This window comes from Salinibacillus aidingensis (genome assembly GCF_039522525.1).
In the GTDB taxonomy this organism is placed as follows: domain Bacteria; phylum Bacillota; class Bacilli; order Bacillales; family Alkalibacillaceae; genus Salinibacillus; species Salinibacillus aidingensis.
In genome coordinates this window covers 40,995-50,989 of record NZ_BAAADO010000011.1, presented here as the reverse complement: position 1 = coordinate 50,989, position 9,995 = coordinate 40,995, and the positions used below count along the sequence as shown (strand labels likewise).

Annotated in this window: 9 protein-coding genes; all 9 read right to left on the bottom strand. The window is 41.1% G+C overall.

From position 1 onward, the window contains the following. Positions 1-685: 685 nt before the first annotated feature. Positions 686-2,158 carry a lysine--tRNA ligase gene (gene lysS / locus ABD006_RS17595; protein ID WP_425542244.1) on the bottom strand — a complete coding sequence of 491 codons (1,473 nt, stop codon included), beginning with the start codon at positions 2,156-2,158 and terminating at the stop codon, positions 686-688. Positions 2,159-2,391: 233 nt separating this feature from the next. After that, positions 2,392-2,598, bottom strand: coding sequence for a helix-turn-helix domain-containing protein (locus ABD006_RS17590; RefSeq protein WP_343843993.1), 207 nt, complete (start codon positions 2,596-2,598; stop codon positions 2,392-2,394). Then, positions 2,550-3,074, bottom strand: coding sequence for a 2-amino-4-hydroxy-6-hydroxymethyldihydropteridine diphosphokinase (gene folK, locus ABD006_RS17585; protein WP_343843990.1), 525 nt, complete (start codon positions 3,072-3,074; stop codon positions 2,550-2,552). The genes ABD006_RS17590 and folK overlap by 49 nt, the downstream gene beginning before the upstream one ends. Continuing rightward, positions 3,071-3,436 (bottom strand): dihydroneopterin aldolase, encoded by a 366-nt coding sequence (gene folB / locus ABD006_RS17580; RefSeq protein WP_343843987.1) that lies wholly within the window; start codon positions 3,434-3,436, stop codon positions 3,071-3,073. Before folB ends, folK begins: the two co-directional genes overlap by 4 nt. After that, entirely contained in the window at positions 3,429-4,265 is an 837-nt protein-coding gene (gene folP, locus ABD006_RS17575; protein WP_343843984.1) for a dihydropteroate synthase, read from the bottom strand. The genes folB and folP overlap by 8 nt, the downstream gene beginning before the upstream one ends. A 357-nt stretch (positions 4,266-4,622) precedes the next feature. Next, positions 4,623-5,549: a cysteine synthase A gene (gene cysK / locus ABD006_RS17570; protein ID WP_343843981.1), complete on the bottom strand. Its 927-nt coding sequence runs from the start codon at positions 5,547-5,549 to the stop codon at positions 4,623-4,625. Between the two features lie 174 nt (positions 5,550-5,723). Next, positions 5,724-6,629, bottom strand: coding sequence for a peptidylprolyl isomerase (locus tag ABD006_RS17565; RefSeq protein WP_343843978.1), 906 nt, complete (start codon positions 6,627-6,629; stop codon positions 5,724-5,726). 24 nt (positions 6,630-6,653) lie between these two features. Then, entirely contained in the window at positions 6,654-7,523 is an 870-nt protein-coding gene (hslO, locus tag ABD006_RS17560) for an Hsp33 family molecular chaperone HslO (RefSeq protein WP_343843975.1), read from the bottom strand. A 377-nt stretch (positions 7,524-7,900) separates the two neighbouring features. Continuing rightward, a complete protein-coding gene (ftsH, locus tag ABD006_RS17555; RefSeq protein WP_343843972.1) occupies positions 7,901-9,913 on the bottom strand; it encodes an ATP-dependent zinc metalloprotease FtsH in 2,013 nt (670 codons plus the stop codon). Between the last annotated feature and the right edge of the window lie 82 nt (positions 9,914-9,995).

Genomic DNA, 9,995 nt, shown 5'->3' with positions numbered 1-9,995 from the left:
TCTCCAATAAGTTTGGATGTTAAAATCCATAATGCTCATATTCAAAATGCTATTTAAATAGCGAATTGACGTACTGGTTGTTTTGTTCAGTTTTCAAGGTTCGAACGATGTCGCTCTCAAAGCGACTTAATTATTATATCAAGCTATCAACTCAAAGTCAATAACTTTTTTAAATTGTTTTGTTCGCTTTGTTCGCTCTTTAAAGCGACAATTAATAATTTATCATGATTTGCCTTTGGTTTTCAAGAACCAATTATTGGCTTAATCAATGTTTTGTTTTTGTTGCCTCGCAAGCAACGATTAATAATGTACCATGGATTATTTACGAAATCAAGCAGTTTTATTAATGTTATTTTTTTCAGAAACTTGCAAGCGATTTTGAACTGTATAGTTGTTAGAACCGCATGATATACATTTTTGATTATATAACCTCATCAGCACTCTTGTTCCGGTTCTGAGGGGAGGTTGAATCTCCTGATTGTTATCTATTTTGTTCAGAAAATAGGCACCACAAGATCTGTTGTAAATATAGTTTTCGTATAATTATGATTCAGCTTATAAGAATCAGAAACTAATTACGTATAATATTATCCCTTGTCATATACATTTAAACAGCAAACTTCCATAGAACCTTAACCAACAAAAAAGCCACAGCAGAGATGAACTGCTATGGCTTCCTGTATGCTTATTCTTTATTTTTCATTTGAGGGAACAATAGAACATCGCGAATAGATGGGGAATTGGTAAGCAGCATAACGAGACGATCAATACCAATCCCTAATCCGCCGGTTGGAGGAAGACCGTATTCCAGTGACTCAAGAAAGTCTTCATCCATCATATGGGCTTCGTCGTTTCCTTCTTCTCTTTCCTGTAACTGAGCTTCAAAGCGTTCTCTTTGATCGACCGGATCGTTTAACTCGGAAAAGGCATTTGCGTGTTCCCTTCCTACAATGAACAGTTCAAAACGATCTGTGAATCGGTCATCCTCCTCGTTTTTCTTAGCCAACGGGGATATCTCCACAGGATGACCATAAACAAAGGTAGGCTGAATGAGCTTTTCCTCCACTCTTTGTTCAAAGAATTCATTGACAATGTGGCCAAACTTCATATTATCCTCAATATCAATGCCATGCTCTTTAGCCAGGCTGCGGGCTTCTTCATCACTCATGTTCTCCCAGAAATCAACACCCACAAATTCTTTGATGGCATCAACCATATGGAGTCTCTTCCATTCAGGCTCAAGATCAACTTCTTCATCGCCGTATTGGATTTTGGTTGTACCTAACACATTTTTTGCAATATGAGCAATTAAGTTCTCAGTAAGTTCCATAATATCATGAAAATCTGCAAAGGCCTCATACAGCTCAATCATTGTAAATTCAGGGTTGTGCCGGGTGGATACACCTTCATTACGGAATACTCGTCCAATTTCATAAACCTTCTCCATGCCACCAACTATTAATCTCTTGAGATGCAATTCAATGGCTATACGCATATATAAAGGTATATCCAGTGCATTATGATGTGTAACAAATGGACGGGCAGACGCACCACCTGGAATTGAATGCATCATAGGGGTTTCCACTTCTAAAAACCCTCTTGTGTTTAAATACTTCCGCATGGATTGCAGAACCTTACTGCGGGTGATAAAGGTATCCCGGCTATCCGGATTCATAATTAAGTCTAAATAACGCTGACGATAGCGCTGCTCTACATCTTTTAGTCCGTGGAATTTGTCAGGTAGCGGACGCAAAGACTTCGTAAGCATGTGAAACTCACTGGCTTTTACAGAGAGTTCCCCTACTTTTGTTTTAAACATTGTACCGGATACACCGACAATATCTCCCAAATCCGCTGACTGGAATAACTCATAGGCTTCTTCTCCAACAGCATCCTTACGCACATAAATCTGAATCTGTCCTTTAAGATCCTGAATATGGGCAAAGCCGGCTTTTCCTTTTCCACGCTTTGTCATTATACGTCCTGCGATTGTGGCCGGGAATTCTTTTTCCTCTAATTCCTCTTTTGTATATTCGTCATATCCTTCTATTAAATCTGCTGATAAATGAGTCCGCTCAAACTTACTTCCAAACGGATTTATCCCCTGTTCCTGGTAGCTTTGAAGCTTTTCCATTCTTGCCCGTACGAGGTCGTTCATTTCCTCTGTCAACGTCATCACTCCAATATTTTTAGCATAACTATGTAAAGAAACTGCCAGAATGAACTGGCAGCTTTTTTTGTATAATCTATTGATGAATAGGCTGATTCAGGAAGCTGCTGCCCTAGCTTCTAATTCATTAGTATAGTCTTTTGAAATGTGAATTAAACATTGGTTTCATATGGTTTATACGTTTTCTTACTTTACCATTCCCTTTAGGGGTATTCAAGTACCTAGTCTTCCGGAGTAAGTTCCTCAATGGAAATATCAAGAACTGTTGAAACTCTGGTCAAAAAGGTTTGATCAGGCAGCCTTGCTCCGCGTTCCACTTCCCCTAAGATTGAAACGGAATAGCCAATATGCTTTGCAAAATCTACCTGAGTATATCCTTTTAATTTACGAAAGGATCGAATTCTTCTTCCCCACTTCTCGGCTTCCATTTCGCTACTCCTTTATCCTCGTTTTCTGGTAATGCTTCCATTAACTCACGCACCGTCTGACCGTTGACCATTAAATCCGGCTGTATATCGTTAAGTGGAATTAAAACAAAGGCTCTTTGATGCATCCTCGGGTGAGGAATCGTTAACTTTCCATCATTCATATTCTCTTGATTATACAGTAAAATGTCAAGGTCTATAGTTCTGGGACCAAAACGGATTTCCCTTTTCCGGTCCAATTTTAGTTCAATATCCTGGCAGTATGTCAATAATTCATAAGGTGACAGGTCGGTTGTCACTTTAATCACCATATTTAAAAAGGTCCCCTGGTCTGTGTAACCTACAGGTGCGGTTTCATAAATTTCTGATTCTGCTCTCACCTGGATATGACGGTGCTCAGAAATTAAAGCAATGGATTTTTCCAAATAGCCTTCTCTTGGTTCGATATTTGATCCTAATGCAATATAAGCTGTATTCATAATGGATTCTCCCGGTAAACCTCTACCCCTACAGCATCAAATTGTCCTGGAATAGGAGCTTCTGGTTTTTCAATTTCCACATTTATGGCGTTGATTGTCGGAAACGCATGAAACAGTTGACTGGCAATGTCCTCAGCTAATGCTTCCACAAGCTTCCTGGCTCGTCCCTCAACTGTTTCCTTCGTTACTTCAAAAATTCTTCCGTAATCGATGCTATCATCCATATGATCGGTCTTTCCTGCCTTTGAAAGGTCCAATTCAATGGTTAAATGAACGATATACCGCTGACCCAGTTTGTTTTCTTCCGGATACAACCCGTGGTATCCGTAAAACTTCATTCCCCTTACATGTATTTTATCCATGATTATCACCTGCTTTTCCCAGCATTGCATCCATCATTTTCGTCATTCTGGCTATCTCCTTAACGTCATGTACCCTGACAATTCCTGCTCCTCGTTCAATCCCTAAACAGACCGTTGCACCTGTTCCCTCTATACGCTGATCAACAGGCAGGTCTAATACATAATCAATCACACGTTTTCTGGACGTTCCTAATAAAAGTGGATACCCCATGGTTGCAATCTCATCCAGGCGACGCAATACCAGCAGATTTTCCTCCATCGACTTTGCAAAGCCTACACCAGGATCCAATATAATTTGTTTATCTGTTACGCCTGCCTTCTTGGCTATATCCACGCTTTTTGCCAGATCCTTTTTCATATCTTCAATAATGTCGTTGTAATCTTGGTTATTTCGATTATGCATTAAAATGATTGGTGCGTGATGGTCGGCAGCTACATCGGCAATTTCCGGATCTTTTTTTGCACCCCAAATGTCATTAATGATATGAGCACCCGCTTTTAGTGCCTCATCGGCTGTCCTGGCTTTAAATGTGTCTACGGACATTGGCACATCCACAGCCTTCCTCACAGCCTTAATACTAGGGATTATCCGTTCCAGTTCCTCCTGAACCGAAACGGGGGTGTGTCCAGGTCGTGTGGACTCTCCACCGATATCAATAATATCAGCACCATCTTGAACCATCGTTTCTGCATGCTCCACGGCCCGTTGTTCATCAAAAAATTTTCCACCATCAGAAAATGAATCAGGGGTTACATTTAAAATACCCATAACTAGTGTCTTTTTATTTAAATCATAGCTTTTATCGCCGATGCGGATCATCTGATTCATTTTGTTCTCTCCCATCTAAATCTTTTCCATTTCCCTCATCTTATCAAAGAATTTATATTTTTTCAGAGTGCAATAGCTATTGCTTCTTTTGACCCATTTGGATGTGCATCATGAACAAAGGCGGAAGCGCCCGTTTAGCGGCGTACGGACTGGACTGAGCCGTAGGAGATAAAGGAAACACAACGAACGAAGAGAGTTGATGTTGACTTATCGGACGAGGTGAAGGAAAAGTCACGCTAGTCGCTGGGCGCTGGAGCCGGACGTGGCCTCTCATGATGTTTTATCCACAAATTCGTAATTTTATAATTTCCTAGACATTAAAAAAGGACCAGAACGTATCTGGTCCAAAGATTTTTCTTATTCATCTTCAAAATTGTATAAAGGAGTAGACAGGTAACGCTCACCGTTACTTGGAAGGATAGCCAGTACTTTTTTGCCCTTGCCAAGTTCTTTAGCGACTTTTTTCGCCGCATATACAGCGGCGCCTGATGAAATCCCGCCCAAAATTCCCTGAGACTTGGCAATTTCTCTCGCCGTTTCAAAGGCACTTTCGTTTGCTACCGTTATGACATCATCATAAACCTTGGTATCTAATACTTCAGGTACAAACCCTGCTCCAATACCCTGGATTTTATGAGGACCAGGCTTACCACCTGAAAGAACAGGAGAGTTTTCCGGTTCAACAGCATAAAGCTTAACGTTATCATAATTTTCTTTAAGAACCTCTCCTGCACCTGTAATGGTACCACCCGTTCCAATACCTGAAATAAAGGCATCTAACTGATCGCCCATTTGTTTAACAATTTCCTTACCTGTTGTTTCAGCATGAACACGAGGATTTGCCTCATTGTCAAATTGCTGCGGCATGAAGTATCCATGTTCATTTTTTAATTCCTCTGCTTTGGCAATAGCACCCTTCATGGCTTCGCTTCCTGGTGTCAGGACAAGCTCTGCACCATAAGCACGCAGTAAGTTACGACGCTCCTTACTCATCGTGTCAGGCATAGTTAAAATGGTACGATAGCCTTTCGCCGCTGCAACCATCGCCAGTCCAATTCCGGTATTTCCGCTTGTCGGTTCAATAATCGTATCCCCCGGCTTTAATTCACCCTTCTTTTCCGCATCTTCAATCATAGCCTTGGCAATACGGTCCTTAACGGAGCTTCCCGGATTCATATACTCGAGCTTTACATAAATATCTGCACTGTTTTCGTTACCCACACCGTTCAGCTTAACAATCGGCGTATTTCCAATAACATCCACAATATTTTCAAACACTTCCATCTTAACACCCCTAATTCCGAGTATTTTAATATGTTTTATAAACTTTAATTATAGAATATGAGAACCTGACAGAAATGTCAAACATTTTGGTACTAATTTCCCTTTGAATTCATGAAGATATTTTCATGGCTGTTTTACATAGTATGTTACCGCTAATACGAAAACAACAACAATCTATGATTGATCGCCATAAATCCAGTTAACTCCGACTTCTCCCCATAAATATTCTGCAGAGATTTCCTGGGTCATTTTATTTTTGGCGACTTCCCGCCTGATTTCGTTACGAACATCTTCTAATTGCAGATCAATCCCCGGCAGAACCTGATGAAGATAAATGATCACAGTTCCGTCCTCAATTTCAAAGGGCTGACTATATGAACCCTCCTCCATATTCTCAGCGGTTTCAAAATAAATATCCTGCAGATACGTACTGTCTTCCGGGAAATACCCCAAAATGCCCCCTTGTTCACTTGTGTTTTCATCAATGGAATACTCTTTCGCCAAGCTGGAGAAAGAGGCACCTCCTTCCAGCTCACGAATAACTTTTTGGGCTGTGGACTCATCTTCCACAATAATTTGTGACAGCTGGTAGGAGGTCGGGAAATCAAACTGATCCGGTTCCTCCTCGTATACCTGAGCAATTTCGGAATCCGTCACTTCAATATCCTGAGTCAACAGCTGCTCGAGCAGATTCTGATAACGAATGTTCTTTTTCCACTGCTCTCTTTTACGCTCCCTTTCTTTGTCACTCATGATTCCTGAGGCGGTTTCCACGGTTGCCAGCTCTTTTTGAATCAGTTTTTCATTAAGGGAAAGGTTCTGTTTTTCAGCTAACTGGAATACAACCTTTTGATTTATCGTTGATTTCAAATAGTCTTCTCCATAATTCTGTTCCAATCCATCCATCCATTCTTCTGCTTTTATCGATTCATCACCTACAACGGCTACTTCATTTGGAACTTTACGTCCATCCTCGAATTCATCAATAGAGGCCTGATTTCCGTTTGTGAAAAGCAGAACGGTTGTAATATTGGTGACTATTAAGACGGTAATCATTCCCCATAAAAGCCTCTTAGACAATTTTGTTCCACCTCTTCACTAAGCTTATGATTTTAACTGCTGCAGGTCATCAGCTGTAAACTCATAGACCTCATTGCAAAAATGGCAGGTAGCTGTTGCTCCTTTGTCCTTTTCAATCATATCCTGAATTTCATCATTTCCTAAGCTTGTAATCGCATTTGCCAAACGTTCTCTGGAGCATTCACATTGAAAGGAAACAGGCAGCGTTCCTAATATTTTCATATCCCCGCCTTCTAAAATAATGTCCAGAATCTCTTCCGGTGTTTTTCCTTCTCTGATCAGTTGTGAAATCGATGGAATCTGTTGAATCCTTTCCTCCAGTTGACTGATAATTTCATCACTTGCTCCTGGCATCACTTGAATAATAAAACCGCCAGCTGCCAATATGGATAAATCCGGATTGACGAGAACACCAGCGCCTACCGATGAAGGGATTTGTTCAGAGGTAACAAAGTAATAAGTGAAGTCCTCACTAATCTCACCTGAAACAATAGGGGTTTGTCCAGTAAAGAAGTCCTTCAGTCCCTGGTCCTTCACGACACTGATAAAGCCTTCTGTTCCAACGGCTCTCCGTACATCCAGTTTTCCTTTTTCATTTAAGTCAAAATCCACATGCGGATTTTGAACATATCCACGTACTTCTCCTTTGGCATTGGCGTCCGTAATAATTGCACCAACCGGACCGTTTCCTTCCACCTTAACGGTCAGTTTGTCATCCCCTTTTAACATGGCGCCCATCATTGCTGAAATGGACAAGGTACGTCCCAGAGCTGCTGAAGTTGTTGCCCATGTATCATGTCTGCTTGTAGCCTCATTAACCGTTTCTGTAGACTGAATTGCAAATGCACGTACATATCCATCAAATGCTGTTGCTCGAACTAAATAATCACTCATATCATCAAACAATCCTTTCACCTTTTACATTTCCTTACTACTTTTTGTTCCCTTGTATTAAAACATTTATCAATGTCTTTTTCCAAGATAAGCTTACACGAAATCATCATACCATATTGTTTATAAAAAGGATTTTCATTTGCTTAAACTTAAACAAAGGCGGAAGCGCCCGTTTGTCCAGCTGCGGCTCCTAGGTCAAAGCGGATATAAGCCAAAGCCATTACGTGGCCAAAACCATGCCACTCCATGTCTTCGTCTTATCCCGCATGACCTGAACAGTCGCCTCCGCTTTTCTCTGTCCAGCTGCGGCTTCCAGGCCCAAGCGGTCATAAAAAAAGCTCCAGTCATCGTTTTGACTGAAGCCTTTTTTTGTGAAATTATTTATTGTCATGATCATCTGAAGTTTGATCTGACTCTGTGTTTTGGTTGGTGTCTTCAGTCTTCTCTTCCTCATCTTTAGACTGAATGTTCACCCTTACGTCATCCTGTTTAGCTTCGTTGTTATCAGAGGATTCGCCTTCTTTCACTTCATCCTCTTTAACCTCTTTTACAACTTCAGGTAAACGTCCATCTTCAAACAGGCTCTTAATTTGATCAGCATCCAGGGTTTCTACATCAAGCAACGTTTCTGCGATTAAGCGGTGTTGTTCCTGATGTTCAGTCAGGATACTTTTCGCACGATCGTAACATTCATTAATGATTCTCTGAATTTCAGTGTCAATTTCATAAGCAATTTTATCACTGTAATTTTGATCGTTTTGAATGTCCCGGCCGAGGAATACCTGGCCACCTTGGTTACTACCAAACTGCAATGGTCCGAGTTTTTCACTCATACCATATTCGGTAACCATCTTGCGGGCAATATCAGTCGCACGCTGAAAGTCATTATGGGCACCTGTGCTGACCTCACCAAACGTGATTTCTTCAGCTACACGCCCACCCAGAAGTCCTGTGATTTTATCCAGGAGTTCCGGCTTGGTCATGAAGTAACGATCTTCTCTAGGCAGCATTACGGCATATCCTCCCGCCTGACCGCGAGGAACGATTGTTACCTTATGGACCATATCCGCATCATCGAGTACCATTCCAATAATTGTATGTCCACTCTCGTGAAAGGCCACAATATTTCGTTCTTTATCCGAAATGACACGGCTCTTCTTGGATGGACCTGCAATGACTCGGTCAATAGCCTCATCCACATCTTCCATTTCAATGACACTTTTATCCGCACGAGCAGCTACCAGGGCTGCTTCGTTTAATAAGTTTTCTAAATCTGCACCAGAGAACCCTGGTGTACGCATCGCAATGGTTTTTACATTGACATCATCACTAAGATGTTTGTTTTTGGCGTGTACTTGTAATACTTCTTCACGACCTTTAACATCCGGGCGATTAACCGGAATTTGCCGGTCGAAACGGCCTGGACGTAATAAGGCAGGGTCAAGAATATCAGGACGGTTAGTAGCGGCAATGATAATAATTCCTTCATTTGCACCAAATCCATCCATTTCAACAAGCAACTGGTTTAAGGTTTGTTCGCGCTCATCGTGTCCGCCTCCAAGTCCTGCACCACGCTGACGGCCTACTGCGTCAATCTCATCAATAAAGATGATACACGGGGAGTTTTTCTTGGCATTTTCAAATAAATCACGTACACGGGAAGCACCAACACCTACGAACATTTCCACGAAGTCTGAACCACTTATGGAAAAGAACGGTACACCAGCTTCACCAGCTACAGCTCGTGCAAGCAAGGTTTTACCGGTTCCCGGAGGTCCTACAAGCAGAACACCCTTAGGAATTCGTGCACCAATTTTTGCGAATTTACGTGGATCTTTCAGGAATTCAACAACTTCAACTAATTCCTGCTTTTCCTCGTCTGCTCCAGCTACATCTTTAAAACGAACATTTTTCTTATCTTCACTGTAAAGTTTAGCTTTACTCTTCCCAAAGTTCATCATCCGGCCGCCGCCGCCCTGCATTTGATTGAGCAGGAAGAAAATTAAGAAGAATATAATAATAAATGGAATAATTGAGGTGAAGAAGGTTACCCAAGCACTAGGCTCTTCTTTTGGCTCAACGTCCATTTCAATTCCTTGTTCTGATGCCACATTATCAATAGTTGAAAATATTTCTTCATTTGCAGGTATTTCTGCTGCAAAAGCAGTGCTATTATTATCTTCCTGTGACATATCACCAGTAATGGCGTAAGCATAATTTGTATACTGAGCGGTCATTTCTTCTATTTGACCGTTATTTAACGCCTCTTTAAATTCAGTGTAAGTTAATTGTTTGGTTTCCTGATTCGGGCCGTTAATTAAGCTCACGATGCCAATTACCACTAAGAAGATAATTAAGTAAAATATCGTATTGCGGAATACCCGGTTCATTTCTTACCTCCTCCCAAGCGAGAAAACTATAATAAATAGTACCATATTAAATTCCTGATACTCAACTGATAACCCTCTTTAA